We start from the raw sequence: 1,613 nt of genomic DNA, 5'->3' as shown, positions 1-1,613 counted from the left end.
TATGGTGAGTTGTCGGTTCGGTCGAATCGGTTGGCGCGCAGGTTGATTGCTCAGGGTTGTGGTCCGGAGTCGTTGGTGGCGGTGGCGTTGCCGCGGTCGGCTGATCTTGTGGTGGCGTTGTTGGCGGTGGTGAAGTCCGGTGCGGGGTATTTGCCGGTGGATCCGTCGTATCCGGCTGATCGTGTCGAGTTCATGTTGGCCGATGCTGCTCCGGTGGCTGCGATTTCGTGGTCCGAGCGTGAGTTGGTGTTGCCCGCTGGTTTGCCGGTGGTCGATATCGACGCGGTGGATCTGACCGAGTTCGAGGGTTCGGTGGTGACGGATGCGGATCGTGTTGCGCCGTTGCGGTCGTCGAATGTTGCGTATGTGATTTACACGTCGGGTTCGACGGGTCGCCCGAAGGGTGTGCAGGTTCCGCACATCACGGTGGCGAAGTTGTTTGCGAATACCGAGAGTGTGTACGGGTTCGACGAGTCGGATGTGTGGACGATGTTCCACAGTTATGCGTTCGACTTCTCGGTGTGGGAGTTGTGGGGTCCGTTGCTCTACGGCGGCACGTTGGTCGTCGTGGACTATGTGACGTCGCGGTCGCCGGAGCAGTTCTTGGAGTTGCTTGCTGCTGAGCGGGTGACGGTGCTCAATCAGACGCCGTCGGCGTTCTATCAGTTGGCCGAGGCTGATCGGTTGGCGTCGGAATCCGGTCAGGCCGCTGAGTTGTTGTTGCGGTGGGTTGTTTTCGGTGGCGAGGCGCTCGAGCTGCGTCGCTTGTCGGACTGGTACGGCCGCCGCGGTGACAGTGCGCCGACGTTGGTGAACATGTACGGCATCACGGAGACGACGGTGCATGTGAGCCATCGTGTGTTGGATGCTGCGTTGGCGGCGGATGCGTCGGCGAGTGTGGTGGGTCAGGCTATTTCGGGTCTGCAGGTGTTTGTGCTCGATACGCGTTTGGCTCCGGTGCCTGTTGGTGTTGCGGGTGAGATGTATGTCTCTGGTGTGCAGTTGGCTCGGGGTTATCTGGGTCGGGCGGGGTTGACGTCGACGCGGTTTGTGGCGAGTCCTTTTGCTGCTGGTGAGGTGTTGTACCGCACGGGTGACGTGGCGTCGTGGAACAGCGCTGGTGATCTGGAGTATCTGGGTCGCGCGGATGATCAGGTGAAGATCCGTGGGTTCCGGATCGAGATCGGTGAGATCGAGTCTGCGGTGTTGGCGGATGTGTCGGTGGCGCAGACGGCGGTGGTTGTTCGTGAGGATTCTCCGGGTGATCAGCGGTTGGTGGCGTATGTGGTTCCGGCTGCGGGTGTGAGCGTTTCGGTCGACGATCTTCGGGTGTCGGTGGGTTCGTTGTTGCCGGAGTACATGGTGCCGTCGGCGTTTGTGGTGTTGGATTCGATTCCGTTGACGGTGAACGGGAAGTTGGATCGTCGGGCGTTGCCGGTTCCGTCGTTGCAGGTTGCGGTGTTCCGGGCTCCGACGTCGGTGGTGGAAGAGGTTGTGGCGCAGACGTTTGCGGATGTTCTGGGCGTTGAGCGTGTTGGTTTGGATGATGATTTCTTCGCGCTCGGTGGTAATTCGCTGATTGCGACGCAGGTGACGTCTCGGTTGGGTCAGGC

The 1,613-nt window shown here is 60.7% G+C and carries 1 protein-coding gene; it reads left to right on the top strand.

Annotated elements, in window-relative coordinates; all coding sequences use genetic code 11:
• The coding region (locus tag AC2ETI_RS32505) for an amino acid adenylation domain-containing protein (protein ID WP_483635040.1) at window positions 1–1,613 on the top strand (1,613 nt) is incomplete at both ends.

Source organism: Rhodococcus sp. MurmanLake-1 (genome assembly GCF_056945715.1).
The sequence above is the reverse complement of the archived record's forward strand: the minus strand, read 5'-3'. Positions and strand labels throughout refer to the sequence as shown.